24 protein-coding genes and 2 pseudogenes are annotated in these 26,485 nt (G+C 54.4%); 25 read left to right on the forward strand and 1 reads right to left on the reverse strand.

What is annotated here, in order from left to right; all coding sequences use genetic code 11:
• Window positions 1-11 precede the first annotated feature (11 nt).
• From DYH27_RS10210 to DYH27_RS10330, 25 genes and pseudogenes are all read left to right on the forward strand, one after another.
• Window positions 12-509 (forward strand): hypothetical protein, encoded by a 498-nt coding sequence (locus DYH27_RS10210; RefSeq protein WP_025067230.1) that lies wholly within the window; start codon window positions 12-14, stop codon window positions 507-509.
• Between the two features lie 9 nt (window positions 510-518).
• Window positions 519-1,613, forward strand: coding sequence for a methyltransferase (locus tag DYH27_RS10215; protein WP_025067231.1), 1,095 nt, complete (start codon window positions 519-521; stop codon window positions 1,611-1,613).
• Window positions 1,614-1,636: 23 nt separating this feature from the next.
• Complete coding sequence (locus DYH27_RS10220; RefSeq protein ID WP_004353718.1) at window positions 1,637-1,879, forward strand: acyl carrier protein; 243 nt, start codon at window positions 1,637-1,639, stop codon at window positions 1,877-1,879.
• 22 nt (window positions 1,880-1,901) lie between these two features.
• Entirely contained in the window at window positions 1,902-2,741 is an 840-nt protein-coding gene (locus DYH27_RS10225; RefSeq protein ID WP_025067232.1) for an LpxL/LpxP family acyltransferase, read from the forward strand.
• 7 nt (window positions 2,742-2,748) lie between these two features.
• A complete protein-coding gene (locus DYH27_RS10230; RefSeq protein WP_029754997.1) occupies window positions 2,749-3,228 on the forward strand; it encodes a pseudouridylate synthase in 480 nt (159 codons plus the stop codon).
• A gap of 24 nt (window positions 3,229-3,252) precedes the next feature.
• On the forward strand, window positions 3,253-3,684 hold the full coding sequence (locus tag DYH27_RS10235; protein ID WP_013671889.1) for an acyl-CoA thioesterase: 432 nt from the start codon (window positions 3,253-3,255) through the stop codon (window positions 3,682-3,684).
• A gap of 25 nt (window positions 3,685-3,709) precedes the next feature.
• Window positions 3,710-5,443, forward strand: a complete 1,734-nt coding sequence (locus tag DYH27_RS10240) for a beta-ketoacyl synthase N-terminal-like domain-containing protein (protein WP_029216557.1) — start codon at window positions 3,710-3,712, stop codon at window positions 5,441-5,443.
• Between the two features lie 38 nt (window positions 5,444-5,481).
• Window positions 5,482-5,751 carry a phosphopantetheine-binding protein gene (locus tag DYH27_RS10245; RefSeq protein WP_262497993.1) on the forward strand — a complete coding sequence of 90 codons (270 nt, stop codon included), beginning with the start codon at window positions 5,482-5,484 and terminating at the stop codon, window positions 5,749-5,751.
• A 42-nt stretch (window positions 5,752-5,793) separates the two neighbouring features.
• Window positions 5,794-7,581 carry a beta-ketoacyl-[acyl-carrier-protein] synthase family protein gene (locus tag DYH27_RS10250; RefSeq protein ID WP_025067234.1) on the forward strand — a complete coding sequence of 596 codons (1,788 nt, stop codon included), beginning with the start codon at window positions 5,794-5,796 and terminating at the stop codon, window positions 7,579-7,581.
• Window positions 7,569-7,922, forward strand: coding sequence for an EamA family transporter (locus tag DYH27_RS10255; protein ID WP_013671892.1), 354 nt, complete (start codon window positions 7,569-7,571; stop codon window positions 7,920-7,922). The genes DYH27_RS10250 and DYH27_RS10255 overlap by 13 nt, the downstream gene beginning before the upstream one ends.
• Window positions 7,923-7,938: 16 nt before the next feature.
• Window positions 7,939-8,562, forward strand: a complete 624-nt coding sequence (locus DYH27_RS10260; protein WP_025067235.1) for a LolA family protein — start codon at window positions 7,939-7,941, stop codon at window positions 8,560-8,562.
• Window positions 8,537-9,016 (forward strand): hypothetical protein, encoded by a 480-nt coding sequence (locus DYH27_RS10265; RefSeq protein WP_029216556.1) that lies wholly within the window; start codon window positions 8,537-8,539, stop codon window positions 9,014-9,016. Before DYH27_RS10260 ends, DYH27_RS10265 begins: the two co-directional genes overlap by 26 nt.
• Entirely contained in the window at window positions 9,000-9,398 is a 399-nt protein-coding gene (locus DYH27_RS10270) for a hotdog family protein (protein WP_025067236.1), read from the forward strand. Before DYH27_RS10265 ends, DYH27_RS10270 begins: the two co-directional genes overlap by 17 nt.
• Entirely contained in the window at window positions 9,395-10,885 is a 1,491-nt protein-coding gene (locus tag DYH27_RS10275) for a glycosyltransferase (protein ID WP_025067237.1), read from the forward strand. Before DYH27_RS10270 ends, DYH27_RS10275 begins: the two co-directional genes overlap by 4 nt.
• Window positions 10,882-12,384 (forward strand): phytoene desaturase family protein, encoded by a 1,503-nt coding sequence (locus DYH27_RS10280; protein WP_029216555.1) that lies wholly within the window; start codon window positions 10,882-10,884, stop codon window positions 12,382-12,384. Before DYH27_RS10275 ends, DYH27_RS10280 begins: the two co-directional genes overlap by 4 nt.
• The gene (locus tag DYH27_RS10285) at window positions 12,381-13,880 is read left to right on the forward strand and encodes a phytoene desaturase family protein (RefSeq protein ID WP_029216554.1); all 1,500 of its coding nucleotides are present in this window, start codon (window positions 12,381-12,383) and stop codon (window positions 13,878-13,880) included. Before DYH27_RS10280 ends, DYH27_RS10285 begins: the two co-directional genes overlap by 4 nt.
• Window positions 13,877-14,749: an alpha/beta hydrolase gene (locus tag DYH27_RS10290; RefSeq protein ID WP_025067238.1), complete on the forward strand. Its 873-nt coding sequence runs from the start codon at window positions 13,877-13,879 to the stop codon at window positions 14,747-14,749. The genes DYH27_RS10285 and DYH27_RS10290 overlap by 4 nt, the downstream gene beginning before the upstream one ends.
• A 181-nt stretch (window positions 14,750-14,930) precedes the next feature.
• Window positions 14,931-16,055 (forward strand): 1-acyl-sn-glycerol-3-phosphate acyltransferase, encoded by a 1,125-nt coding sequence (locus DYH27_RS10295; RefSeq protein ID WP_013671900.1) that lies wholly within the window; start codon window positions 14,931-14,933, stop codon window positions 16,053-16,055.
• Between the two features lie 488 nt (window positions 16,056-16,543).
• Window positions 16,544-17,260 (forward strand): annotated as a pseudogene (locus DYH27_RS13770) (MMPL family transporter); the annotation flags it as partial.
• 1,272 nt (window positions 17,261-18,532) lie between these two features.
• The gene (locus DYH27_RS13775; protein WP_394366014.1) at window positions 18,533-19,582 is read left to right on the forward strand and encodes a lysophospholipid acyltransferase family protein; all 1,050 of its coding nucleotides are present in this window, start codon (window positions 18,533-18,535) and stop codon (window positions 19,580-19,582) included.
• Between the two features lie 245 nt (window positions 19,583-19,827).
• Window positions 19,828-20,058, forward strand: coding sequence for an acyl carrier protein (locus DYH27_RS10310; RefSeq protein WP_013671902.1), 231 nt, complete (start codon window positions 19,828-19,830; stop codon window positions 20,056-20,058).
• Complete coding sequence (locus DYH27_RS10315) at window positions 20,048-21,373, forward strand: class I adenylate-forming enzyme family protein (RefSeq protein ID WP_025067241.1); 1,326 nt, start codon at window positions 20,048-20,050, stop codon at window positions 21,371-21,373. The genes DYH27_RS10310 and DYH27_RS10315 overlap by 11 nt, the downstream gene beginning before the upstream one ends.
• A gap of 67 nt (window positions 21,374-21,440) precedes the next feature.
• Window positions 21,441-22,049 (forward strand): annotated as a pseudogene (locus tag DYH27_RS10320) (DUF4359 domain-containing protein); the annotation flags it as partial.
• A 175-nt stretch (window positions 22,050-22,224) separates the two neighbouring features.
• Entirely contained in the window at window positions 22,225-22,644 is a 420-nt protein-coding gene (locus DYH27_RS10325; RefSeq protein ID WP_025067243.1) for a hypothetical protein, read from the forward strand.
• 145 nt (window positions 22,645-22,789) lie between these two features.
• Window positions 22,790-24,451, forward strand: a complete 1,662-nt coding sequence (locus tag DYH27_RS10330) for an IS1182 family transposase (RefSeq protein WP_025067244.1) — start codon at window positions 22,790-22,792, stop codon at window positions 24,449-24,451.
• Between the two features lie 148 nt (window positions 24,452-24,599).
• Here the strand turns inward: DYH27_RS10330 and DYH27_RS10335 are convergent, their stop codons facing one another.
• Window positions 24,600-26,399 carry a M6 family metalloprotease domain-containing protein gene (locus tag DYH27_RS10335; RefSeq protein ID WP_025067245.1) on the reverse strand — a complete coding sequence of 600 codons (1,800 nt, stop codon included), beginning with the start codon at window positions 26,397-26,399 and terminating at the stop codon, window positions 24,600-24,602.
• Between the last annotated feature and the right edge of the window lie 86 nt (window positions 26,400-26,485).

Raw genomic sequence — 26,485 nt, forward strand, 5'->3', positions numbered from 1 at the left:
GCAGAATTGAGATGAAGAAACTTGTATTGTTGCTGTTCACACTGATATGCTCGCTCTCGACGATGGCGCAGAAGCTGGAGCAAGGTTCTTTTGCCGTGTTGAACGGTGTGAAACTGGTAAACACGGAAATGGAGTTCGTTTCTGTTCATGGAATGTCCGAAGCGGATTTCAGCGAATATGAGAAAGACTGGAAGGAAGACAAGCCGCAGATAGTGGACTTCTTCATCACCAGGGCTAACATCCCCCTTGAAGGTCTGGTTATCTTAGGCAGTTTCCCAAAAGCGGCGTATACGCTGAAGGTGACTGTCAACGCCATCAGTGAAAAGGGCAACTATGACTGCGATGTGACTTTGCTGGATGCCGGCAGGTCTGTTCTGGCCCGGCTCTCCGGCGTATGTGCGAAAGGCGGAACGTGGGGGACCAAACTCAACCTGATAAAGGACGGTGCCCGGCATACGGGAAAGAAACTCGGAGAGACACTGAGAGCCGAAATAAAAAAGGCGAAGTAATCAGCACGCATGAATCTATTTCAATCAGAAAGTGACAGATATACGCAGGAGCAGCTGTCAGCCCGTGAGGCGCAACGCCTTGCCGAGTATATAGCATGGGGTCCTGTGATCTTCCAGGTGTCGCGCCTGATGGTGAAGTGGGGCATCCTGGATGCGCTGCGTGACAGCCAGGAAGGGCTGACGCTGGATGAACTAAAGGAGCAGACGCGGCTTTCGGAATACGCATTGAAGGTCCTGCTCGAGGCTTCGCTGAGTGCCGGAACGGTGCTGGTGGACAGAACGACCGACCGTTATACGGTTTCCAAGACCGGGTGGTTCCTGCTCAACGACCCGGCCACACGGGTGAACATTGATTTCAACCATGATGTCAACTATCGGGGTATGTTCTATCTTGACGAGGCACTCAAGGAAGGCAAGCCGGCCGGATTGAAGACGCTTGGCGACTGGCCTACCATCTATGAGGGGCTGTCGCAGCTTGACAGGCAGGTGCAGGACAGCTGGTTCGGCTTTGACCATTTCTACAGCGACCATTCCTTTGACAAGGCCTTGGAGATAGTCTTCGGCAGACATCCCGTACAGCTGATGGATGTAGGCGGCAATACAGGCCGTTTTGCCTTGCGCTGTGTGGACTATGACCCGGAGGTCAACGTCACGATTGTCGACCTGCCGGGCCAGATCGGGATGATGAAGAAGAACATTGCCGGCGAGAAAGGGGCGGAACGCATCGGCGGATTCCCGACGGACATCCTTGACGAGCGTAACCGGTTGCCGGAGGGCGAGTGGGATGCCATCTGGATGAGCCAGTTCCTGGACTGCTTCTCGGAAGACGAAATCTGCAGTATCCTCTCTCGCACAGCCGGGGTGATGACCGCTGATACCACCTTGTATATAATGGAGACCTTCTGGGACCGGCAGAAGTATGAGCCGGCCTCCCTGTGTCTGACGATGACGAGCGTCTATTTCACGGTCATGGCAAACGGAAACAGCAAGATGTATCACTCGGACGACATGATCAGACTGATCGGCCGTGCCGGTCTTGATGTGGTTGGCATCCACGACGGAATAGGACAGGGACACACCATCCTGGAAGTGAAACGGAAATAAAACATCAGTCGAATAACATAAAAATGGAAAGAAAAGAAATTGAAGAAAAAGTAAGAAACTTCCTCATTGAGGATCTGGAGATTGACGAAGAGAACATCGCGCCGGAGGCAAAGCTGAAGGACGACCTCGGCATTGACAGTCTGGACTTTGTGGACATCGTCGTCATTGTCGAGAAGAACTTCGGCTTTAAGATCAAGCCGGAGGAGATGCAGGGAGTGGTTACTTTGTCACAGTTCTGCGATTATATCGAAAGCAAGGTTGGCTAACACGACGTACGGCAGTGGCTGGATGCACCGGGCGTTGATACAGTCGCTGCGCTGGCTGGATGTGCGGATGGTCTATCTGGTCACCTCCCTCTTCGTGATACCGGTCTGCCTGCTGCTGAATACCAATCACAGCCGGACATCCGCCTACGCCTTCTACCGTCACCGGCTGGGATACGGAAAGTTGCGTGCGGCATGGAGCGTTTACCTGAACCATTGTGTGTTCAGCTGGGTCGTGGTCGACCGGTTTGCCGTCTTTGCAGGCAAGCACTTCAGGCTGGAGACGGAGGGGGAGGAGTATTTCCGCCGGCTGGAGGCGGAACCGGGAGGTTTCCTGGTCTTCAGTTCTCATATCGGCTGCTACGAGGTGGCTGGCTATTCCCTCACATCAAAGACAAAGCGGTTCAATGCTTTGGTCTTCGGGGGAGAGAAAGCCACGGTAATGGCCGGGCGACAGAAGGTCCTTGGGCACCATAACATCCGTATGATACCTGTCAAGGACGACATGAGCCACCTCTTTCTGGTGAACAAGGCACTTGATGACAGTGAGATCGTTAGTATGCCTGCCGACCGCATCATCGGCTCTGCCAAGACGGTGACGGCACGTTTCCTGGGTGCTGATGCCCGTTTCCCGGCAGGTCCGTTTTCCGTGGCGGCGATGAAAGGCCTGGATGTCCTTGCCGTCAACGTCATGAAGACATCGGCCCGAGGCTACAAGGTGTATGTGGCACGCCTCTCCTACGACAGACGTGCCCCCCGCAGACAGCAGATGCAGCAGCTGGCAGACAGTTACGTGAAGGAACTTGAACGCAGAGTGCGCCAGTATCCTTTGCAATGGTTTAACTTCCATGACTTCTGGTCATGATCAGTCGATGGTTGGCAAGATGGTGAATTTTGATGTGGAGAACCCTTCCGAAGATGCGCTCCGTTCGATAGACGTACACGAACTGCTGCCGCAGCAGGAGCCTTTTGTCATGATCGGCACTCTCGTACACTTCGACAGGAAGCTGACGGTTACCGAGACCGTGGTGCGGGAAGGTAACATTTTCGTAGACGGGAGATGCTTCTCCGCTTCCGGCCTGATGGAGAACATTGCACAGACCTGTGCAGCCCGCATCGGGTATGTCAACAGATACATCCTGAAAAAGGCCGTCCAGCTGGGCTTCATCGGTGCTGTACGCAACTTTGAAGTCATGGAGCTGCCCTGTGTCGGAGACACCATTACCACACGTGTGGAGGTGAAGGAAGAAGTGTTCGGCATGACGCTGGCAGAGGCGGTCGTCACCTGCGGCGGGAAAGTGCTGGTCACATCCGAGATGAAGATTGCCGTCAAAGAACAGGAAGACGCTTAGAAAATGACGAAATCCGGTATTGAAATGGAAGAATTAAGAGCATCCAAAGAGTTTGCCGTCCGCTTCAGTGAGGTTGATTCCATGAATGTCGTATGGCATGGTTCCTATCCTCTTTACTTTGAAGATGCGCGGGAAGCCTTCGGGAAGAAATATGGACTGGAGTACACGGGCTTCTTCGACCACGGCTATTTCGCTCCTCTGGTCGACCTCTCGTTCCACTATAAGAAGCCTGTCAGGTATGGCATGAGGCCACGCATCGACATCCTCTACCGTCCTACGGAGGCAGCCAAGATTGTCTTCGATTATGAGATACATGATACGGCGGATGACAGCCTGATGGCGACGGGCCATTCCGTACAGGTGTTCATGGACCTTGACTATCAGCTGGTATGGGACAATCCCCCCTTCTACCAGCAGTGGAAGGAACGTTGGGGACAGGTGAAGACGAAGGAATGAGTGGCGGGGGAGATCTGCAGAAAAGATGGTTTATGTATTAGCTGACAACATCATTTCCCCTCTGGGCGATACGTCAGAGGACAATTATCGGGCGATAAAGGCCGGTAGGTCGGGCCTGCGTGCCTATGCCCCGATGACCGATGGCATCCCTGATGGCTTTACGGCCTCCCTGTTGCCGGATGACTTTGAAGAGCTGGTCTGCCGTTCTGCAGGCAAGGCCATTGATGCGGCGGGGATTGACGTGTCGGATCAGCGCTCGGTGTTCATCCTGAGTTCTACCAAAGGTGCAATAGAGCAATTAGGGAAGACTGCGGATGAAGACCTGTATCTGGGCAGGACGGCACAGCGGATCTCCGTCCGGCTGGGCTTCAGGACCCCTCCTGTTGCAGTATGCAATGCGTGCATTTCCGGTTCGGCCGCGATGATCTTGGCCTGCAGATTGCTGCAGTCGGGGGTTTATGACCATGCCGTCGTATGCGGCGCCGACTGTCCCGGACGTTTCATCATCTCAGGATTCCAATCGCTGAACGCCATGTCGGCTGAGGCTTGCCGTCCTTTCGATATAGAACGTCAGGGAATGAATTTAGGTGCAGCAGCTGCAACGGTGGTACTGGGCAGTCGTCTTTCTCCCGGCTGGCGGAGCAGCGGCAGGGCAGACGAACGGATATGGCAGATAGGACACGGGTACATAAGGAATGATGCCTTTCATATCAGTACGCCGTCGAAGACGGCCGACGGGCTGACCGCCGCATTGCAGCAGACATTGGAAGAAGTCGGCAAGGAGGACATCGCCTTTGTCAATGCCCATGGAACGGCCACGCTTTTTAACGACCAGATGGAGGCTGTCGCCCTCCGGAAGGCCGGTCTTTCCGACCTGCCTGTCAACGCATTGAAAGGCTATATCGGACATACACTGGGTGCCGCAGGTATTTTTGAAACGATTCTCGGGATGAAGTCCGTTGATGACCATACCGTTTTAGGCACCCGGGGATACCGGGAGGCCGGGGTGTCAGGTAAAGTGCTGATGACCCAGGAACATCGTCCGACGGACAGGCATTCCTTTCTGAAGATGCTCTCCGGCTTCGGCGGCTGTAATGCGACACTTTATGCAAGATCCGCAGCGGTCCGCAGTAACAGTCCCGATGAAAGAGGAGAGGCGGCCGCCCATACGGTTCCGGAACTCAGGAAGCTGCATTCTGTACACATCACTCCTGACGGCGCATGGGTTGACGGCGAAGCCTTTCCTGTTAATGCCGGACAGGAGGGGAACAGTCTGCTTACAGCTGTATATAAACAGATGGGAGGTGATTATCCGAAGTATTACAAGATGGATGGCCTGTGCCGGTTGGGATTCATCGCATCAGAGCTGTTGCTGCGGGCGGAGCAGACAGGAGGAACACTTCCCGGCGGACTCGACCGGAGCAGGGCGGTCGTGCTTTTCAACCGCTCCTCCTCTGTCGCTTCTGATAAGCGTTACTTGTCGTCGATAGCCGACAAGGACAATTATTTCCCGAGCCCGTCCGTCTTCGTATATACATTACCGAACATCGTAGCAGGTGAGATTGCCATCCGCAACGGATATCATGGAGAGACCTCCTTCTACATCCTTCCGGAAAAGGACGAACAGCAGATGGAAACGCTGATGCGGACCGCCTTCATGGACAGGCAGACGACAAGTCTGCTGGCGGGATGGATTGATTATGAGGATTGCGGACATTTCGAGGCCGACCTGTATACGGTATACATTAACAAGGTATAACAAAGGGAAAAAGAACAGAAAAATCATATCATAATAAAATAGATACTGCAATGGACGAGTTAATAAGAGAACTGAAGGATGAAATCATAGAGGCATTGAACCTCGAGGAAATGACGGCTGACGACATTGATGAAAATGAACCTCTCTTCGGCGAAGGCCTGGGGCTGGACTCCATCGATGCCTTGGAGCTGATTGTCCTTCTGGAAAAGAAGTACGGTATCAAGCTGGCCGATCCTGCCGAAGGGAAGAAGATCTTCACGAATGTGGCCGCCATCGCCGATTATGTCAGCAAGAACAGAAAGAAATAATCACACGTCCTGGGAACAGGTGTGAACGGACAGACAGACAAGATGAATATTGCAGTTACCGGGGAAGGCATCATCTCTGCCATCGGCTTGGACAAACAAGAGACGTTGCGGTCGTTGGTGAAGAGGCGGAGTGGCATTGGAGAGATGAAACATCTTCAGTCTGCCCACCATGAATTGCCTGTGGGTGAGGTGGATCTGACGAACAGCCAGCTGAAGGAGATGGCGGGTATCCCTGTGTCGAAGCTGATGAGCCGGACTGCCCTGATGGGCATCATCGCCATCCGTCAGGCATTGGCGGATGCTGGAATCACGGTTGATGCCGTCCTGCAACGGAAAAAGAAAGGAGAGCCCTTGCGCATAGCCCTCGTCTCCGGGACGACCGTCGGCGGCATGGACATCACCGAGCTGTGCTTCGAGCATCTTGAAGAAGCGGGCAGTACGGATTTCCTTCAGCATCATGACTGTGGCAGCTGTACGGACTCCATGGCCGGTTATTTCGGTATCTTCACAGAGGTGACGACCCTCTCGACGGCTTGTTCTTCAGCTGCCAATGCCATTATGCTGGGTGCCCGGTTGCTGAAAGACCATCGTGCCGACCTTGTCGTAGCCGGCGGCACGGAGGCTCTGTCGCGTTTTCATCTCAACGGCTTCAACGCTCTGATGATTCTTGATCACGACCGCTGCCGTCCGTTTGATGCCACACGGGCAGGGCTCAACTTAGGCGAAGGGGCTGCCTTCTTGGTACTGGAACCTGAAGAAGGGGCTGCCAGACGCGGCGTCACCCCTCATGCTTACCTCACAGGATATGGCAATGCCTGCGATGCCTTCCATCAGACGGCATCGTCAGAGAATGGCGAAGGAGCCTACCTTGCCATGAAGGAAGCCCTCGAGACAGCACAGGTCAGTCCTGCGGATGTTCAATATGTCAATGCCCACGGTACCGGTACGCCCAATAATGACCAGAGTGAGAGCGTCTCCCTGCATCGTCTCTTTGGAGACAAGATGCCGTTGGTGTCCAGTACAAAAGCGTTCACGGGGCATACAACAAGTGCGTCGGGCGGTATAGAAGCCGTCATCTGCATCCTGGCGATGCAGAACCGTTTTGTACCGGCCAGCCTGGGCTGGGAGCATCAGATGGAGGGGGGGATTACTCCGTCGCCGGGTGTTGCGGACATCACGTTGGAACACGTGCTTTGCAACTCCTTCGGTTTTGGCGGCAATGATTCCGCTCTGTTGTTTTCCGTCCATCCTACAGCTGCCGGTGTTCCGGAGGCAGGGGGGGATGCAGAGAAGGGAGTCAAGGTCCTGTCGCACATTGAAATCACCTCGGAGGATGAGCTGTCCGGTATCCGCAGATACGTCAGGCCTCTGGATGCACGCCGCATGGGGAAACTCATGAAGAGCTCTCTGCTCTCCTCCTTGGAGGCCTTGGCACAGGCAGGCATCGGACAGCCCGACGCCATCATCACCGGTACCATGTATGGCAGCCTGGAATACAGTGAGCGGCTGCTGGAACAGATAAGGCAAGAGGGAGAGACGATGTTGAAACCGACTTACTTCATGCAGAGTACGCATAACACGATAAGCAGCAACATCGCCATCAGGACCCGCTGCCATGGGTACAACGTCACCTATACGCAGGGGAAGGAATCCCTGGCGCGGGCCGTGCGTGATGCGGAAATGCTCCTGAGAGACGGAAAGGCACGGACCGTCCTCGTAGGCTGCCATGACGAGAGCACCCCTCTCTTCAATTCATTGTTGAAGCGTGAAGGAGCGGAGGAACTTCCTCCTGTCCATTCAATAGCGATGGTGTTGTCATGTGGAGAGTAGTGTTTCTGTCGGTTATCCAGAGTTCTCTTCTGGCAGGTGGGCAGGTCTTCCTGAAGTTCGCACTCCAGAAGATGCAGCCTTTCGGCTGGACCCGTGCGTTCTGGTACAGTCTCCTGCTCAACTGGCAGTTTGCCTGTAGCGGTCTGCTCTTCGGCTCAAGCTCTGTTCTCTGGATGTATATCGTCAGGCATTATCCCCTGAGTGTGGCTTATCCGATGATCAGTCTGAGTTATGTGTTGGGTCTTCTGGCAGCGATACTCTTCTTCCATGAGTCCGTCTCCGTGATGAAATGGGTGGGAGCGGGGCTCATAGTCCTGGGCTGCTGCCTGATTGCCAAGTAAGAAAAATAGATGTATGATGAAAAGGTTATTGTTAGTATTGATGGCGTTCTGTATCGCCACAGCGAGTGTCTCTGCACAGTCGGCCGGCGAGGCAAGGATAAGACAGCAGATAGAGGCTGCTGCTGCGGGCATGAGGACCATGCAGTGTGACTTTGTGCAGACGAAGTATCTCCGTATGCTCAACGACAGGATGGTGTCGCACGGCAGGATGTATTACCAGCAGCGCGACAAGCTGCGGTGGGAGTACACCTCGCCTTATTCCTATGCTTTTGTACTGAACGGACCGCGTGTCCTTATCAGCAAGGGCAGCCGCAATGATGTCATCAATGTCAATCAGAGCAAGTTCTTCAAGGAGATAGCGCGTATCATGATGAACAGTGTCGTGGGGAAAGCCCTCAATGACCGGCGCGACTTCAAGGTGGCGCTATCGTCATCAGCGGCCGAGTATGTCGCCGTGCTCTATCCGCAGCAGAAGCAGATGCAGCAGATGTTCCAGAAGATTGTCCTCCATTTCAGCCGTCAGCACGCAATGGTCGCCAAGGTCGAGCTTGTCGAGAAACGGGGCGACCGTACGGTAATCGAGATGAAGAACGTGAAAGTAAACAGTCCTGTCAATGCGAAGGTTTTTTCCGTTAATTAGCATTTTCCTGCTTTCGCTCTTTCCGGTGGCGGTGAGTGCGCAGGACAGTGTCGTGGTTTCGCAGCCGCCTTTGTCCGACAGCATCGGCAGCAAGGCGAAGTATGCCGCTGTTATTGAGCTGCCGAAGGGTTACCTCAGCGGCATCTCTGTCATCGTGCGCGATCCGGATGTGTATCATGGTGTCCTGTTCAATGAGTTCGGCATCACGGCACTTGAGTTCACCTACCATCCCCGGACCGGGAAGGTAGATCTGATAGAGGTGATTCCGATGCTCGACAAGTGGTATGTCCGCCGTGTCCTGAAGAGCGATCTGCAGCGTGTCATGGAGAATATGCTGCACGGCATCTCCGTGTACAAGGATGAGAAGTATCACGTCAGTTACAGTTTCTCACTGATGAAGGATGAAGTAGAACCCGATGCGGCGGAAGGAGAAAGCGATGGAACTGAAGAATAATCTGTATAAAATAATCCGTAAAGAGGGAGCCGGTCCGGTGGCGAATTACGCCATCGAACTGATTCCCTCTTGTGTTATCTATGCTGCCCATTTCCCCGGCCGGCCCGTCACTCCGGGCGTATGTATTGTTCAGATGGGCAAGGAACTCGTCGAAGACCTGCTTTCCGGACAGCGTTCCGCACCATGCAGGCTGGATATCAGCAAGGTGAAGAACGTGAAGTTCCTCTCCGTCATATCACCGGAGGAAAGCCTGCACCTCACGTATCAGGTGAAGAAGCTGGTCCTGTCTGATGACGGAACGGCCGTTGAAGCGCAGATGGCGGTACTTTCTGCCGGCGGCAAGGCGATGGCAAAGATTTCCTTAGTGATGAAAGCCGTATGATGAACGAGGAGCTGAAGAAGCGATTGAGAAGCAGACGCATCTGTGTCGTCATTCCTACTTATAATAACGGCGGGACGATAAAGGCAGTGGTGGAGGGAGTGCTCCGCTACTGCGACGATGTCATCGTCGTTGCTGACGGCTGTACGGACAATACCCTCGGCATCCTCCATGCGATTGAGAACATCACGGTGGTGGCGTATGTGCGGAACAGAGGCAAGGGCCATGCGCTGAAGACAGGCTTCCGGACGGCCCTGAAGCAAGGCTTCTCCTATGCGATAACCCTTGACGGTGACGGACAGCACTACCCGGAAGACATTCCTCTCTTCCTGCAGGCCAATCTGCAGCATCCCCATGCACTGATTATCGGCAGCCGTCAGCTGGAAGGCGTCGACCGCTCCAAGGGCAGTTCCTTTGCCAACAGGTTCTCCAATTTCTGGTTCTATGTGCAGACGGGCAGGGCATTGTCCGACACACAGACCGGTTACCGGCTCTATCCGCTGCACAGACTGCACGGACTGTCACTGCTCACCTCACGCTATGAGGCTGAGCTTGAGCTGCTCGTCTTCGCATCCTGGCATGGCATCGGGATTGTCCCGATACCCGTACAGGTCTATTACCCTCCGCGTGACGAGCGTGTGAGCCATTTCCGGCCGGGGATGGACTTCGCACGCATCAGTGTCCTGAACACTGTCCTCTGCTTTCTGGCCGTGGTCTACGGACTTCCCCTGCGGCTGTGGCGTGCGTTCACGACGTTCTTCCGCACGGCTTATTCCCTGCTCTTCTTCCTCTTTTTCACACTGGCCGTCTTCACGCCTTTCGTGTGGATTTACACCAGGTGCGGCAAGATGACCGAGAAGAAACGTCTCCGTCTGCATCAGCTTATCTATCATGCCTCACGCTTTGTGATGCTCCGTCACGGCATCCCCGGTACCAAGTACCGGTTCGAGGTGGCAGAAGGAATCGACTTCGACAAGCCCCGCATCATCATCTGCAACCACCAGTCGCATCTCGACCTGATGTGCCAGCTGGTCTTTACGCCGAAGATCGTCTTCCTCACCAACGCCTGGGTATGGGACAATCCGTTCTATGGCCTGCTGATCCGCAATGCCGAGTATCTGCCGGTCAAGGAGGGACTCGAAGAAATCATGCCCCATCTGCGTTCGCTCATAGAGCGTGGTTACAGCATAGCGGTCTATCCCGAAGGCACCCGCTCCGGGGACTGCCGCATCGGAAGGTTCCACCAGGGAGCGTTCTATATGGCACGTGAATTCGGACTGGAGATTCTCCCGATGATTCTCTACGGACCGGGGAAGATTCTGCCCAAGACCAGTCACCATCTGCACAAGGGCAGGTTCTTTGTCGAGGTGGACAGGCCGCTTACGCAGGAAGAGCTCTCCGCCATGGGCGACCTGAAGCAGCAGGCATCCGCCATGCGCAGGCGTTATAAGGAAAAGTATGAAGAGATAGCAGACAGAATGGAACAATGACACGGCAGAAGAAGGTTATCATTATCGGAAGCGGACTGGGCGGACTGTCCTCGGGAGTCGTCCTGGCGAAGAACGGCTATGCCGTCACCGTCCTGGAACAGGGCGGGCAGGCAGGGGGCTGCCTGCAATGTTTCACCCGGCGTGGCGCAAAGTTCGAGACAGGCATGCACTTCATCGGCAGTGCTGCACATGGGCAGACGCTGGACAGGCTCATGCGGTACCTGGAGATTGACAGGACGGTGAGGCTCTCGCAGCTCGACCCCCGGGGCTATGATGTCGTGTCCCTGGGCGGCAGGCGGTATGCCTTTGCCAACGGCAGAGAAGCCTTCATCGGGCAGATGTCGGCGTATTTCCCTTCCCAGCACGACAATCTCGTGAGGTATTACGACCTTGTCGAGGATATCGCCAATGCCTCGTCGCTCCATTCCCTCAGGTATGCCGACTCTGATGCTCCGTTGAACACGGAATATCAGCTGCGTTCCATCAATGCCGTCATTGACGAAGTGATTACCGACCCTGTGCTTGCGAAGGTCCTCGTAGGCAACCTTCCGCTCTATGCGGCAGAGAAAGACAAGACGCCTTTCTCCACCCATGCTTTCATCATGGACTTCTACAACCAGAGTGCCTTCCGTGTCAGGGGCGGCAGTGACAGTATCGCCACGGCCCTGGTGGACACCATCAACCGTTATGGCGGCGAGGTCCTGACACGGCAGAAGGTGACACGCATCGTCTGCGATGACACGCACGCCGTCGGCGTGGAGGTGGACGGCGGGGAAAGGCTGCCCTGCGACATCGTCATCTCTGACGCACATCCCATGCGTACCTTGGAGCTGCTGGACACGAGGCTGATCCGTCCTGCTTTCCGCAGGCGCATCAACCACATCCCGCAGACCGTGGGCGGTTTCTCCGTTTATCTCCACTTCAAGGAGAACACGGTGCCTTACCTCAATTACAACTACTATGGCTATCAGGGCGATACGCCGTGGGACTGTGAACGGTATACGGAACAGAGCTGGCCCAAGGGATTCCTTTACATGCACTTCTGTCCGGAGACTGATACGCCCTATGCCTCGACAGGTGTCATCCTCTCTTATATGCAGATGTCCGATGTAGAGCAGTGGAAGGGAACAGCTCCCGGCCGCCGCGGGCAGGCCTATGAGGATTTCAAGCGCAGGAAGGCCGAACGCCTTCTCGATGTGCTCGAAGATCACTTCCCCGGCATACGCTCCGGCATACAGAACTATTATACATCCACTCCGCTTACCTATCTTGACTACACAGGGACGGAGGGAGGCTCCATGTACGGCAATGCCAGGGACATAGGACTGGGAAGCGCCGGCAGGGTGCCGCAGCGCACGAGGATTCCGAACCTGTATCTCACCGGGCAGAATATCAACTCCCATGGAATGCTCGGTGTCCTGGTCGGGACAGTCGTCACCTGCAGTGAGCTGCTGACGGCAAAGACAATTTACGAACAGATAAAGAAGGCAGGCGAATGAAGACGGCAGTGATTATCGGCGGTGGCTTAGGTGGACTTTTCACCGGCGCTCTCTTGTCCCATGAAGGCTTCAAGGTCACCGTGCTGGAGAAGAACAGCACGGCCGGCGGCGGCCTCCAGAACTTCCGTCGCTTCGGAATGAAGTTCGATACGGGCATGCACATCATCGGCGGAATGCACCCGGGCGGCAACATCTATCGCATCTGCCAGTATCTGGGCATTGCAGACAGGGTGCAGTTGCGTGATGTCGACGACGACTGTACCGACAGCCTTTACTTTGCCGAAGACCGGACTACCTACCGTATCGGGAGGGGCCGGGAGGGATTTGTCCGTTCGCTGGCCAGGCATTTCCCCGAAGAGCGTGCCGGGCTTGAGGCATACGTCGATGCCATGTTCCGCCTTACGGACGAGGTCGACCTCTTCCATCTGCGCCCTTCCGCAGACTCCTTCCCGGTCCATTCCTCCGAATTCAGTCTTGCTGCCGATGCGTTCATCGCCCGGTACATCCGGAATCCCAGGCTCCGCAATGTGGTAGCCTACATGAATCCGCTCTATGGAGGCAGAGTGGACGAGACGCCTGCTTACGTCCATGCCATCGTCAGCTCCTTGTACATGCAGGGTGCCAGCAGGTTTGTCGGCGGCAGCGACCGCTTTGCCCGTCTGCTTGTTTCCGTCATCGAGCGTGCGGGAGGCGAGGTCAGATGCGGCGAGGGTGCAGAGTGGGTAGAGGTGAGCAACCGCCACGTCGACTATGTGCGGTCGGCCGGGGGACGGGAGTACCGGGCCGACTGCTACATCTCGGCCATCCATCCCTGCAGCCTGCTGACGCTGATGGATGAGAAAGCTTTTCCGAAGGCTTACCGCCGCCGGCTTGACGAGATACCGAACGGCTATTCTGTCTTCTCGGTATATGTGAAACTGAAACCCGACACGTTCCCTTACATCAATCATTCGGAGTATTACATGACACGGTACGACGAGGTGTGGCATTTCGACGAGCCGCATGACACGTGGCCTCTGGGCTTCCTTTTCATGACGCCGCCTGAAGAGAACCAGGGACGCTATGCCGACAAGGCACTCGTGACGGTGCCGATGCGCTATGCCGATGTGGCAAGATGGGAGCAGACGACTGCCGGCCGCCGCGGAAGCGGCTATGAAGCGTGGAAGCGGGAGAAGGCCGGGCAGCTTCTGCAGCGTATAGAAGAGATCCATCCCGGCTTCCATGCCTGCGTGGACAAGATCAATACGGCCTCGCCGCTCACCATTCGCGACTACTACGGTGCCAAGGAAGGCACGATGTGTGGTTTCAGCAAGGATTACAAGAACCTGCCCCTCTCGCAGCTCCCGGTGGTGACGAAGGTCGACAACCTGCGGCTCACCGGGCAGTGCAACAATCTCCCGGGCTTCTGCGGGGTGCCTCTGACGGCTGTCAACACCGTCGAGTCGATTCTCGGGCGCAACTATATTCTGGACAGAATCAATGAGATGACGAAATGAACAGGAAGAACTTTTTTCTTTTGCTGTGGCCGTTGCTGCTGCCGCTGTGCGTGTCTGCACAGACCGGCAGGCCCCGGTGCATAAATATATGGCAGGGGACGACGGTGGGAAAGACGGTCGTCATGACATCCTATCTGGCAGAGGGGAAAGACAATGCCGCCGTCATCGTCTGCCCGGGGGGCAGTTATCTGTGGCACGACATGGGCGGCGAAGGCAAGGACGTGGGCGAGTGGCTGCAGCGCAACGGCATCTCGGCTTTCGTCCTGCGCTACCGGACGGCCGGCGTGGGGGCTTTCCTCACGCCTTACCGGTACGTCTTCCGGGGCAACCGCTATCCTGACGCACTGAACGACCTACTGCGGGCGATGCAGTATGTCAAGGCGCACTCTGCAGAACTGGGCGTCGACGCCTCGCGCGTGGCGGCAATGGGCTTCTCGGCGGGCGGCCATCTGGTGATGTCGGCAGCCGAACTGCTGCCCCGGGAGCAGCGGCCGTGGTTTGTCGTGCCGGTCTATCCGGTCGTGACGATGACAGAGGCTTGTGTCCACAGGCGTTCACGCCGTGCGCTGCTGGGCGACAGCCGATTGCGCAGCCGGCAGCTGCGCGACCTGCTCTCCTTGGAACGCCATGTGCCGGCAGACTGCCCGCCGGTATTCCTGGTCAACTGCAAAGACGACCCGGTCGTGGACTGTCGTAATTCCGAACTGCTCGATTCGGCACTCACACGGCAGCAGGTGCCCCACCGGTACATACAGTATCAGACGGGCGGGCACGGCTTCGGAGCGTCTGACCATAAGGGTACAGCCGAGTGCCGGCAGTGGAAAGAAGAATTCATGGCGTGGTTCCGCAGGCTGGAAGAGGGCCGTTAGGGCGGCCGCAGGCCACGGCGCAGGGAGTGCCGGGTACAGCGGCACGGCAGTTCCCAAGGCCTGGTACTGAAGTTCCCAAGTATGTGGTACCGCCGTTCCCAAGGCCTGGTACGGCCGTTCCCGAGGCCTGTCTGTCGTGTGAGAGATGATTTTTTTAAAGAACGATAAAGCATAAACAGCAATGGAGAAAACCCGTTTTGATGACATCCGACCGTACAATGCAGAGGAGATTCCGGCTGCAATGGTGCGCATAGCCGGCAGTTCGTCCTTTCCGCTCCTTGCTTCCTACGTCTATCCGGACGAGCCTTTGGAAGCGGTGCGCAGGCGCATTGCGGGCTACAGGACCGTGCGTGAGTTCCAGACGGAGACGATGCGGATGGTCAACCAGCGTGTCATAGAACGCAGCATCAGGGAGTTCAGCTGCTCGGGACTTGAAAAACTGGACCGGGAGACACGTTATCTCTTCGTTTCCAACCACCGTGACATCATGCTGGACTCCAGTCTGCTGCAGTACTTCTTCGTCTCCCGGGGCTTTGAGACGACGGAGATCACCTTCGGGGCCAACCTGATGATCAACCAGCTGGTGATAGACATCGGCAAGAGCAACAAGATGTTCAAGGTGGAGCGGCCGGGAAACAACATCAAGGACTTCTACCGCAGTTCCCGCCATCTGTCGGACTACATCCGCCATGTCATTACCGAGAAGGGGGAGTCGGTATGGATCGCCCAGCGCAACGGCAGGACGAAAGACGGCAACGACATGACCGACCAGGGCATCATCAAGATGTTCTGCATGTCGTGTCCCGAAGACAAGATCAGTGCCATTGATGACCTGCACATCGTCCCTGTTGCCGTGTCCTACGAGTGGGAGCCTTGCGACGTGCTCAAGACGCTCGAACTCTATGAGTCGCAGTTCTCTAAATATACGAAGAAGCCTGGAGAAGATCTCAACAGCATTCTCACAGGCATCGTGCAGGAGAAGGGCAGGGTACACTTCGAACTGTGCGACCCGCTGTCGTATGCCGAGCTGGCGAAGTTCGAGGCTCTGACGAACAACGAGTACCACAAGCGGGTCGCACGTCTCGTCGACGGCCGCATCCATGCGGCTTACCGCCTTTACCCCAACAACTACATCGCCTATGACCTGCGGTATGGGACGACGAAATACCGGCACTGTTACACGGAGGCCGAGAAGGCTGCGTTCATGCAGCGGCTGCAGATGCTGGAGCGGTATGACACCTGCGACATTGACACGCTGAAAGACCTGTTCCTGGGCATCTATTCGAACCCGGTAAACAACAAGTGAGAATGACGGAAGCAATACTGGAACTATATGATTATCTGCGGCGGCACCGTCTTGCGGGCGTGCTGTCGTTCGTGGCCGTCACGCTGCTGCTGACGGCGGCGGTGCTGCGGCTGGGCTATAAGGAGGATATAGCTGACTTCCTGCCTGTCGACAGCAACCATCATGATGCGCTGAAGGTGTATCAGGACATATCGGGTGCGAATAAAATCTTCGCCGTTTTCCAGTACCGTGACACGACGAAGACCGATGCCGACGGCCTGGCGGCCGCCGTGGATGCCTTTGCCGGCGAGGTGGAGCGGACTGATACGGCGCACATCGTGCAGAACCTCACATCGCAGGTGGATCTTGAGAAGCTGGCTGCGGTGACGGGCTTCGTCTACCGGAACATTCCGTACTTCCTTACCGAGCATGACTATGCCCGCATGGACAGTGCCCTGCGTGTTCCCGGCTACGTCAGGAAGCAGCTGCAGCAGGACAAGCAGCTGCTGATGTTCCCTGCCGGCGATGTCCTTTCGGACAACATACAGCGCGACCCACTGAACCTCTTCACGCCTGTCGTGCAGAAACTACAGCGTTCCGACACGGGCCTTCGGTATGAGCTTTATGACGGCCACATCTTCTCTCCCGATATGAAGAGGGCCGTCGTGATGCTCGACTCGCCCTACGGCGCAAGCGAGACGGAGAACAATGCACGCCTCATCGCTATGCTGCAGGGATGCGGGAAGCGGGCACTGGCACAGAACGGGGGCGTCGACGTGCATATCATCGGCGGTCCGGTGATAGCCGTCGGGAACGCTTCGCAGATCAAGTCGGACAGTATCCTCTCGGTGATGATTGCCGTGACGCTCATCATGGCATTGCTGCTCTTCACCCTGCGCAGCGTCCGCAACATCTCGCTCATCATCCTTTCCATCGCCTGGGGATGGCTGTTCGCCATGGGCGGACTGGCCTTGTTCCATGACAGTGTGTCTATTATCGTCATCGGCATCAGCTCGGTCATCCTGGGAATCGCCGTCAATTATCCGCTGCACTTCATCGCCCACCTCTCACATACGCCTGACAGGAAGCGTGCCCTGCGCGAGATCATGATGCCGCTGCTGGTGGGCAACGTCACGACCGTCGGTGCCTTTCTTGCCCTGGTGCCTCTGCAGTCGGCGGCATTGAGAGACCTGGGTCTCTTCAGCTCCTTCCTCCTGGTGGGTACGATAGTCTTCGTACTTGTCTATCTGCCGCATATCACGAAGGAGACAAGGGAGGTGAAGCATACGTTCCTCGACCGTCTGAGTGATGTCTCGCTGGAGAAGAAGCCCGTCTTTGTCGGCATTGTCGTGCTGCTGACGCTCGTCTTCGGCTGTTTCAGTTTCCAGACGCAGTTTGATGCCAATATGGCCGACATCAATTACATGACCCGTGAGCAGAAAGCCGACATGGCTTACTTCCAGAAGATTATGACGGCCGGCGGCGGCTACCAGAAGGTGTACGCCGTGGCGGGCGACTCCACGATGGACGGGGCGTTGGAGAAGAACCGGCGGCTGCAGCCCTCACTTGAAAGGCTGGTGCGCGACAAGGAGGTACACGGGTACAGTTCCTGCAGCCAGTTCATCGTGTCCGAAGCCGAGCAGAGACGCAGACTGGCACTGTGGGAGGGCTTCCTGAAACGGCATAAGGAGCTGCTGACGGCCTCGCTCCGTGCCGCCATGCAGGCAGAAGGCTTCGCCCCCGACAGCTTCGACGACTATTATTCGCTGCTCGGCAGACATTACCGGCCGCAGCAGGCGGCTTATTTCGCACCGCTGACGAAGACCCTCTTTGCCGGGAACATCAGTGTCGACAGGGCGGAGAAACGGTACAGCATCGTGAATGTGCTTTCTGTCAAGGACGGAGATGTGCAGCGCGTCGAGGACAGGCTGGCTGATGAGGACTGCTTCTGTTTCGACATCGTGAGCATGAACAGCGCCATAGCCGGTCATCTGTCCGACGATTTCAACTATATCGGCATCGCCTGCGGACTCATCGTGTTCTTCTTCCTCTGGCTTTCCTTCGGCAATCTCGAACTGGCATTGCTCTCTTTCGTGCCGATGGCCGTGAGCTGGCTGTGGATACTGGGCATCATGTCGCTGTGCGGAATGCAGTTCAATATCGTCAACATCATCCTTGCCACGTTCATCTTCGGGCAGGGCGACGACTATACCATCTTCATGACCGAGGGGGCCATGTACGAGTATGCTTACCGGCGGAAGATGCTGTCGTCTTACAAGCACTCGATCATCCTGTCGGCACTGATCATGTTCATCGGTATCGGGACACTGATCGTGGCACGCCATCCGGCACTGCATTCGCTGGCCGAGGTGACCATAGCGGGGATGTTCTCCGTGGTGCTGATGGCGTATATCTTTCCTCCGCTGATATTCAATTTCCTTGTCAGAAGCGGCGGAAAATACAGGACGCGCCCTGTTTCCATCAGGAGGCTTTCGGTGATGGGACTGTGCGCACTGGCGTTCTTCGTCCAGCTGGCATCGGTCTATGTGCTGGGCTTTCTCCTCCTGGGACTGCTGCCATGGTCGGAGAAACGCCGTGCGTGGCTCAGACGGTACCAGCAACGGCTGTTCCTGTTCGACCTGCGGCATATCCCGTATGTCCGGTTCCACGTTGAAGGAATAACGCGGGAGACCTTCGGCACGGCTTCCGTCGTCATCTGCAACCACCAGTCCATGCTCGATGCGGCCGTCTTCATGGCGTTGAGTCCCAGGACGGTCCTTGTGTCGAATGGGAAGGTGAGCCGCAACCGGATCATCCGGCAGGTCTATAAGTGGAACGGCTTCATAACGTTAGACTACAAAGATGCCATCAATGACAGCCTGATGAGGAAGTACATCGCACAGGGTTACAGTCTGGTCATCTTCCCGGAGGGGAAACGTAATGCACGTTCGTCCATCTGCAGATTCCATAAGGGAGCATTCCTGCTGGCGGAACGCTACCAGCTTGACATACAGCCGTTCATCATCCATGGACTGAATGCGGTGCTGCCGCGCAATAGCATTCAGGTCTTCCCGGGCACCATCACGGTGAAGGCGTACCGCCGTGTGCGTCAGGACGGCCATACGGCCTACCCGGAGCTTACCTCACGTGTGCATGGCTTCTATAAACAAGAGTATGAGAAGCTTGCCCGCAAGATGGAGACGGCCGCTTACTTCACCCCTCTGGTTGAGGACCGCTATCGTTACAAGGGCGTGGAAATCAGTCGTTCCGTAGGCAGAAATCTCCGGCGCAACGGCAGCTTCGCACGGTGGGTGGACACTGCGGAGGAGTATTCCGCCGTGTTGATACTGAATAAGGACCATGGCGAGTTTTCCCTGCTCTACGCTCTGGTACACCCGTCGACGCTTGTGACGGTGTGGGAAGAGGACGGGAACAGGCGCGCCCTGCTGACTTACTGTGCCAAGGGCATAGCCGACAACCTGCGGGTCGTTGACAAGGCAGACATCGGAGAGGCGGAGGAAGCAGGGGTAAAGGTCATTTCCCTGTGATGGCGGACAGGCGGCACGGGATGTCCCCGGCAGCCGGCCGGACCTCCCGCACTGTCTTCTGTCCTGACAGGCCGGAGCGGACGCTGATGCTGTCCGCAGACTGACACCGCGCAGAGCTGTCGCAGTCGGCGGAGCTGCCTGTCGGCATGGAACGGGGCTCCGGACGTCCGCATCCGGGAGAACCGGTGGCGTTGCCGGCTGGACATTCTCCCGCATTCATTCAGAAACAAACAATCAGAAGAAATATGAAAGAAGACATTCGCAAGAGATTGGAAGAGGTGCTGCCGATCGTTGATTTCGATTCCGACTTCCTGTTCCAGGAACTCGATTCGCTGGGTATCACGACCATTCTGATGACGCTTTCGGATATGTACGGCATAGAACTGGACCGTTCGGACGTGACACCGAAGAATTTCAAGACGCTCGGAAGTCTTGTGGAACTGGTAAAGAAAAAGCTCAATAAGGATGCGGATTGAAGACAAACTACATGAGAATGCCCTCCGTTATCCCGACAAGACGGCGCTGATATGCGGCGATGAGGCTTATACCTATGCACAGCTGGCAGAGGCCGTAGACAGGAAGACGGCTGCAATGGGCGATGTAAAAGGCCGCCTGCAGCCGCTCGTGGCCGCCTCTACGGCTGATTTCCTCATCACCTACTTTGCCCTTCACCTTGCCGGGGCAGTGGCAGTCCCGTTGCATAAGGACCTGTCTGCCCGGAAGCTGGACGAGCTTTCAGGGCTGCTGGCACGGGGCTCTGCACCCCATGATGTGGCTGACATTCTCTTCACCACAGGCACCACAGGCAATGCGAAGGCCGTGATGATAAGCCATCAGGTGATATGGGCCGATGCCGAGAACCTTGTCCAGGCACAGGGATTCGCCCCTGACATGACGTTTGTCATCAATGGGCCGCTGAATCACATCGGCAGTCTGTCGAAGGTTTATCCGACGGTTTATGTCGGCGGAACCATACGGATCGTCGATGGGATGAAGGATATCCGGAAGTTCTTTGCCGCCATAGAACGGGCGGAGGGGAAAGTCGCTACATTCCTTGTGCCTGCCGCCATCCGTATGCTGATCACCTTGTGGGAGAAGGAACTGCGGGCGTGTGCGCCGAAGATTGACTTCATAGAAACGGGGGCGGCACCGATGGCTGCTTCGGATATGCGGAAATTGTGCAGGCTGCTGCCCGGAAGCCGGCTTTACAACACCTATGCCTCGACGGAGACAGGAATCATCGCAACCTACGACTTTAACGACGGTGAATGCCTTGCGGGCTGCGTGGGACGCTCTATGCGTCACTCGGAATTCTTCATCACGGCCGACGGCCGGGTTGCCTGTAAGGGACTGACGCTGATGACGGGCTACTGGAACGATGCGGAAGCTACCGGACGTGTCCTGCAGGAGGGGACTGTGACGACGGCCGACCTGGGTTCTGTCGACGGCCGGGGCAGACTGCACCTGCAGGGGAGGGACGACGACACGATAAACGTCGGCGGATACAAGGTGGCACCGTCGGAGGTTGAAGACACGGCAATGGCCTTCGCAGGCGTGCAGGACTGTATCTGTATTCCTGCCCTGCATCCTGTGATGGGTATGGTACTGAAGCTGATGGTTGTCCCGCAGGCAGACTATGACAGGAAAAAGCTGATAGCCTTTCTGAAAGACAGGCTTGAACCTTATAAAGTCCCGTTCTTCTATGAAGAGACCACGGCCGTCCGGCGTACTTTCAATGGGAAGACCGACCGCAAGTGGTATATCTCTCAGCTGAAGAACCGTGCGGACTGATTCTGTCCTTCGGGCACACAGTGAAAACCTAACTTGATTTTGCCCTTCAAACTATAAGCGGGTTTTTCCTAAAAGCAAAGAAAAGAAGAAGAGTCACACTGGTTGTCTTATCGGTATTTTGCTTACACTGGTTGTCTTGGTTGCAGTGATGGTTGTTACTTGTCCAAAGACAGAACAACACAAGGAAGTACTCTCTACCGTTATCACTACTACTGTAAATAATGCTGTAAATGACAACGATAATCTTACAGGCAACACCTTCATCGACAACGCTTTCAAAACAGTCAGCAATGCCTTTGCAGGTAAGGTGATTGAGACTGCTGTTGATAACCTCGTCACTGTCGATAACTATGTTGTATGTTCATTAGGTAAGGTACACTATGATGGCAAAGATCATATCGTATCTTTAGGTGTCTTCGGGCATATCTTTACTGTAGATGAAGATGACCTTCAAGAAGCTGCAGAACAGTATTACAAGAAAGAAGAAATCAACATGAAGGAACAACTTAAGAAAAAAGCACAGAAGATGTTGCAGGAAAACATCATTGCACCTGCAACCTCAGCCATCGAAGGACTATTGGGAAGTGCTATGGATGGTCTTCTGGATGAAATCGGTTTAGACAATCAACCCTCAAAACAAAGTAAGAAAAAGACAGTGGAAGCTGATTCTATCTAAGTAAATATTAGGCTTTCAGATAACAAGAGAACTGACTTATAGATGGATAATAACGCAAAAGATAGTTGTTAAAAAACAATATTTCTACATAAAAGGAAAGGTTTTACATATTATCTTTTGCATATAAACAATATTTTATATACATTTGCACAATTAATTTAAATAGAATACAAGTATGAAGAAATTATTTTTTTTAGGATTAATAACGTTGTCTTTTGTATCTTGTGCCTCTTCTTTAAATAGTGAAAAGATTGACACTCTGAAAGAACATCGGAAGGTGCTCAAGATGACTACAGAGTTAAACAAACTGCAGTTAGATTACGAAAAAGAGAAGGCAAACAATGTCGAACTCAGCAAGAAAGCTGCTGACATCAATGTTGAAGCAAATGTAGCTACAACAGAATTCAACACAACCAACGCATCAAACACTGTTAAGGATGCAAAGACCACTATCAAGCGTCTGAAGGAAGCTAAGTCTATCAACAAGAAGTTGGCTAAGAGTCAAAAGACTTTAAGAAAGATGGAAAAGAAGATTGCTAAGGTTAAGGCAAAGATTGATGACTGTAACAAACGCATCAAGTTTGTTAACAATTAATATTGTTAGAGATATTGCAATAAATAAGAGGGTGTGTCAAAATGTACACATCCTCTTTTTTATGCACAAAGCCCCGACTTTCTCAAGCCAGGGCTTTGCTATTTCCTAAAGTTTTTGTACCTTTAGGCATACAAAAAATCTCATTATGACAAAGGTACACTTTCGTTCTTACATACACAAGAAAATGATTCTTTTTCCTCAAAGAATCGATAAGGATATCGCAGAAGATGACCCTGTTCGTCTTTTAGACGCCTTGGTGGATAATCTTATGTTGGATAGTGTCTACAAACTTTATAAGCCCAGTGGTCGCAAACCTTATCATCCACAAATGATGCTCAAGGTGATTCTTTACGCCTACATGAATAATATCTATTCCTGCCGTCGTATAGAGTCGCTTCTCAAGCGTGACATTCATTTCATCTATCTGGCAGGATATGAGCAGCCTGATTTTATTACCATCAATCGTTTTCGTAATCGTGTGAAAAAGGAAATCAACAATATCTTCACACAAGTGGTATTAGTACTTGCAGCCAAAGGTTTGATAAGTCTTGACGTTGAATATATTGACGGCACAAAAATAGAATCGAAAGCCAACAAGTATACCTTCGTTTGGAAGAGAACCGTGGAAAAGAACCGCGCCAGGTTGCAGGAACAAATACGCACACTCTTGCTTCAGGTTGATGATGTCATAGCGCAGGACAATGCCGCTAAGACAGAAGGTGTCGAGTTTACTGCAGCTCTGCTCGATGAGATATCCGAGGAATTGAACAAGTCTTTGGAATCAGCCCCTGAGCCTAAGACTAAAGAAGAGAAGCAGGCTGTTAGAACCAAGAAAAAACAGCTTAAAGAGCTTGAGAAGAAACGTAATAAACTCCAGGAGTATGACCAACACCTTGAGATTATGGGAGAGCGAAACTCCTACAGCAAGACCGACCCTGATGCCACGTTTATGCACATGAAGGAGGACGCTATGCGGAACGGACAGACTAAGCCTGGATATAATCTGCAGATAGCAACGGAGAACCAGTTCATCACCGACTTTGCACTCTATGCCAACCGTACTGATACTCTCACACTTCCCTCTTTCTTGGAGTCTTTCAACTCACGCTACCATCGTTATGCCAAGACAGTCGTAGCCGATTCGGGATATGGCTCCGAGGAGAACTATCTGTTCATGGACGTACATAATATGGAAGCCTATGTGAAGTATAACTGCTTCCACAAAGAGCAGCGTCCACGCTACACACCTGACCCATTCAGTCCCGCAAGCCTTTATTATAATAAGGAACAGGATTTCTACGTCTGCCCTATGGGACAGCATATGAAGCGTATAGGTATGAAGCGTTCCCTAACCTCTAATGGATTCGTTACTTACAGCGTACGTTATCAGGCAGAACGCTGTGATGGTTGTCCGTTGAGAGGCTCATGTTTTAAGGCAAGAGGGAACAGAATTATAGAAGTAAACCACCAACAACAGCAATATAAGCAAAAGGCACGGGAACTACTGACCTCTAAAGAAGGCATAAAGCATCGAGGACGAAGGTGCATAGAACCTGAAGCTGTTTTTGGACAAACAAAATATAATAAAGCCTACAAGAGGTTTAGGCATTTTGGAAAAGACAAGGTCAATATGGACTTTGCCTTCTTTGCCATTGCCTTTAACATAAGGAAAATGTGTAGAAAAACCAATCTAAAGGAACTAAAAGCCGTTATGGAGGTACTTTTAGTCACCTTCAGATGCTTTATACAAGTTTATATAGGCTATTTAAAGGCCAATAAATCATTTTATATGAAATTAGCAGCATAGCTGCAGTAAATAATGAATTATATGGTAGACAAGGTAAAGGAAGAATAAAAAAGAGGATGTATCAATTTTGACACATCCTCATTTTTAAAGGATTGTTTCAAACTGTAAGATTATCAAAATGGTATTTGCATTTTGACCCACCCTCGTGTCATCGCACTTCCTTGTGCGTCCTGCCGTCGTCATCCTTGACGATTACGACCTGTCTTGTTCCCTGTCCGTCTCTGCCGGTCTTTACGCCCGAGAGCGTGTAGACGGCGGCAGCGGATGGCAGGGTGGGTGACAGGGAGCGGATGCCTGTGGTGGTGTTCAGCGGCAGATAGCTGAAGGAGACGGTGTTGTCATGGCCGCGTGTCACCTGACGGATGCCGGCCCTGTCGCCGATGCGGTAGCCGGTGTAGAAGAACAGGCGGGGGTCGGAGGCTGTGGTCAGACTGTTGTTGAGGTCGGTGGGGAAGAGGTCGCCGTCCTGCGTGGCATTGTCGAGCTGTCCGTCTGCCGGGACGATCGTGAAGCGCGGGTGGTCCTGATAGGCGGCGGCGTTGACGTTGTTCGTCTGCCACGAACGGTCGTCGTAGTCGACGTGGAACACCAGCAGGCCGTGCCCGGGCAGTTCGCTGTCCCACCGGTGCGGCGTGCGGTTCTCGAAGATGTAGTACTCGTTCCTGTTGTCCGGGTTGTACAGGAAGTAGGCCTCGCCGCCTTCGGAGAGTCCTTTCAGGTTCTTCACTTCCACGGCGGCCTCGCCGAGAGCGACCGGCTTGAGCCATCCCATGTACGCTTTCTCGTAGGCATCGTATCCTGCCGGCACCGTCCCGATGCCTGTCCCGCCGTAGACGTTCTTGAGGCTCTGCGGCCCGCCGTTGTAGCTGCCGGAGCACATGAGGTCGAACCGTCCGGACCCTACGTTGCTCCCGCCGCGCGTGTCGTAGAAGTCGGGCAGGCCGAGACAGTGGGAGAACTCGTGGCAGATGGTGCCGATGCCCGAGTAGAAGACGTGCTCCTTCCCGTCCAGACGGGCACGGATGATTTCGTTGCTGCAGGCGTAGGTGTTGACCTTCACGCCGTTGAACGACAGCTTGTGCAGTCCTGCATCCTCGAGCGAGTATTTGTGCGGCCATACCGTGTTCGCTTCGCCTCCGGTGGCCTCTCCCTCGCCGGCATAGACGACGTAGACTTGCTCCACCTCGCCATCGCCGTCCCAGTCGTAGTCGGCGAAGTTCACCTTGTCCTTGACGGCCCGGCAGGCATCGGCGATCATCTGCGGTGCCCGTTCATCGTTTCCTTCGGCAGTGCGTTCACCGTAGTATCTGTAGGGATGGCTGAGCTTCACCGGTCCGACGATATCGAACGTGAGGTCGAACCGGCCGTTGCTCTGGTCCATGAAGTAGTCGTGTACGCTGCCGATGGTCCCGTTGTTGTTGGTATATCCCGCCATGTTCAGCATCTTGTCGTAGAGCGTCCTGACATCGTTCTCGCGCGGCTTGAGTGTCAGGACGTTCCTGGGGTCCCGGAAAGCCATGTCCTCGAACTCTACCAGGATGACAAGGCCTTTCTTTTTGCCTTCCCACGTGTCGCCGAACCCCTGTCCGAAGGGTTTGGCGGCCGCCTGCATCCGCTGCTGTGTCAGTGTTTCCAGCTGTCTTATCTGTCCGAGGGCCGCTGCCGCCTGCTCCTCCCGGCCTTTCCTCATGCCTTTTGCGTGTGCCAGTACGTCCGAGGCCACCAGGCGGCTGCCGTCGATTCGGGCATAGTAGTAGCTTCCCTTGCAGGGCAGTACCGGTATGCCGTCTTCCGTGAGGGCATAGTTGAAGTGCTCGTCGCCCACGGTCATGACCTTCAGCACGGTTCCGTCTGCCTGCCGGCAGGTGCGCCATACACGCATGGCGGGGATGGCAGATGCGGATGTTGCCAGCAGTGTGCCGGCAAGGAGTGTAATAATTTTCTTCATATAACTGCTGTCTGATGATGTTTCTGTTGCTTTCTTCCGTTAAAATGTCGTTTTCTGACAGATGATGCAAAGGTAAGTAAAATTTT

Origin of the sequence: Prevotella denticola (genome assembly GCF_900454835.1) — a bacterium.
In the GTDB taxonomy this organism is placed as follows: domain Bacteria; phylum Bacteroidota; class Bacteroidia; order Bacteroidales; family Bacteroidaceae; genus Prevotella; species Prevotella denticola.

Bases quoted from the DNA above. Each gene is read 5' to 3' on its own strand.
- DYH27_RS10210 (WP_025067230.1), top strand. From the start codon at position 12: ATGAAGAAACTTGTATTGTTGCTGTTCACACTGATATGCTCGCTCTCG.
- DYH27_RS10215 (WP_025067231.1), top strand. From the start codon at position 519: ATGAATCTATTTCAATCAGAAAGTGACAGATATACGCAGGAGCAGCTG.
- DYH27_RS10220 (WP_004353718.1), top strand. From the start codon at position 1,637: ATGGAAAGAAAAGAAATTGAAGAAAAAGTAAGAAACTTCCTCATTGAG.
- DYH27_RS10225 (WP_025067232.1), top strand. From the start codon at position 1,902: ATGCACCGGGCGTTGATACAGTCGCTGCGCTGGCTGGATGTGCGGATG.
- DYH27_RS10230 (WP_029754997.1), top strand. From the start codon at position 2,749: ATGGTTGGCAAGATGGTGAATTTTGATGTGGAGAACCCTTCCGAAGAT.
- DYH27_RS10235 (WP_013671889.1), top strand. From the start codon at position 3,253: ATGGAAGAATTAAGAGCATCCAAAGAGTTTGCCGTCCGCTTCAGTGAG.
- DYH27_RS10240 (WP_029216557.1), top strand. From the start codon at position 3,710: ATGGTTTATGTATTAGCTGACAACATCATTTCCCCTCTGGGCGATACG.
- DYH27_RS10250 (WP_025067234.1), top strand. From the start codon at position 5,794: ATGAATATTGCAGTTACCGGGGAAGGCATCATCTCTGCCATCGGCTTG.
- DYH27_RS10255 (WP_013671892.1), top strand. From the start codon at position 7,569: ATGTGGAGAGTAGTGTTTCTGTCGGTTATCCAGAGTTCTCTTCTGGCA.
- DYH27_RS10260 (WP_025067235.1), top strand. From the start codon at position 7,939: ATGAAAAGGTTATTGTTAGTATTGATGGCGTTCTGTATCGCCACAGCG.
- DYH27_RS10265 (WP_029216556.1), top strand. From the start codon at position 8,537: ATGCGAAGGTTTTTTCCGTTAATTAGCATTTTCCTGCTTTCGCTCTTT.
- DYH27_RS10270 (WP_025067236.1), top strand. From the start codon at position 9,000: ATGGAACTGAAGAATAATCTGTATAAAATAATCCGTAAAGAGGGAGCC.
- DYH27_RS10275 (WP_025067237.1), top strand. From the start codon at position 9,395: ATGATGAACGAGGAGCTGAAGAAGCGATTGAGAAGCAGACGCATCTGT.
- DYH27_RS10280 (WP_029216555.1), top strand. From the start codon at position 10,882: ATGACACGGCAGAAGAAGGTTATCATTATCGGAAGCGGACTGGGCGGA.
- DYH27_RS10285 (WP_029216554.1), top strand. From the start codon at position 12,381: ATGAAGACGGCAGTGATTATCGGCGGTGGCTTAGGTGGACTTTTCACC.
- DYH27_RS10290 (WP_025067238.1), top strand. From the start codon at position 13,877: ATGAACAGGAAGAACTTTTTTCTTTTGCTGTGGCCGTTGCTGCTGCCG.
- DYH27_RS10295 (WP_013671900.1), top strand. From the start codon at position 14,931: ATGGAGAAAACCCGTTTTGATGACATCCGACCGTACAATGCAGAGGAG.
- DYH27_RS13775 (WP_394366014.1), top strand. From the start codon at position 18,533: ATGGGACTGTGCGCACTGGCGTTCTTCGTCCAGCTGGCATCGGTCTAT.
- DYH27_RS10310 (WP_013671902.1), top strand. From the start codon at position 19,828: ATGAAAGAAGACATTCGCAAGAGATTGGAAGAGGTGCTGCCGATCGTT.
- DYH27_RS10315 (WP_025067241.1), top strand. From the start codon at position 20,048: ATGCGGATTGAAGACAAACTACATGAGAATGCCCTCCGTTATCCCGAC.
- DYH27_RS10325 (WP_025067243.1), top strand. From the start codon at position 22,225: ATGAAGAAATTATTTTTTTTAGGATTAATAACGTTGTCTTTTGTATCT.
- DYH27_RS10330 (WP_025067244.1), top strand. From the start codon at position 22,790: ATGACAAAGGTACACTTTCGTTCTTACATACACAAGAAAATGATTCTT.
- DYH27_RS10335 (WP_025067245.1), bottom strand. From the start codon at position 26,399: ATGAAGAAAATTATTACACTCCTTGCCGGCACACTGCTGGCAACATCC.